The sequence below is a fragment of the Mesorhizobium sp. M7A.F.Ca.CA.001.08.2.1 genome (assembly GCF_003998455.1).
Lineage (GTDB): Bacteria > Pseudomonadota > Alphaproteobacteria > Rhizobiales > Rhizobiaceae > Mesorhizobium > Mesorhizobium ciceri.
In genome coordinates this window covers 1-650 of the sequence record NZ_RZPW01001376.1, presented here as the reverse complement: position 1 = coordinate 650, position 650 = coordinate 1, and the positions used below count along the sequence as shown (strand labels likewise).

1 pseudogene is annotated in these 650 nt (G+C 63.8%); it reads left to right on the top strand.

Annotated features, from left to right (window positions below):
- Positions 1-650 (top strand): annotated as a pseudogene (locus tag EN914_RS38615) (hypothetical protein); the annotation flags it as partial.

The following is a 650-nucleotide window of genomic DNA, read 5'->3' as shown; positions in this document are numbered from 1 at the left end:
CCTCCCCGCCACTGGCGATGTCACCGCCAGCAGCAGCGGATACGGCATCTATGCGATCAATGGCGGGCAACAGCTCGATGTCGTCAACACGGTTCTGAACGGCACGCCGACCTTTTCTGGCCCGATCGCCCATGTCGGCAAAGACCTGACTGTCATCGCCGAAGGCACAGTCAGCGGTGGCACCGGCATTGTTGCCCAGAACCTCGGCACTGGCGCCACCAGCGTCACGGCGAAGGCCGCAGTGACCGGGAGCAATACCGGCATTAATGCCTACAGCGGCAGCACGGCGACAGACCTGACGGTTCGCGCCGAAGGCACCGTCAGCGGCGGCGTCTTCGGCATCAATGCCTCAAACGACGGCACTGGCACCACCAGCGTCACGGCGACAAAGGCGGTAACTGGAACAGACGGCGACGGCATTTATGCCGTCAACGGCACTACGGCGAAGGGCCTGACTATCCTCGCCGAAGGCACGGTCAGCGGCTACTTCGGAATCGAGGCCAAGAACAATGGCACAGGCGCCACCAGCGTCACGGCGAAGGCAGCGGTTACCGGGATAAGCGATACCGGCATCTACGCCTTCAACGCTGCCACGGCGATGGGCGGCCTGACGGTCGACGCCATGGCGGTTAATGGCGCCACCTACGGCG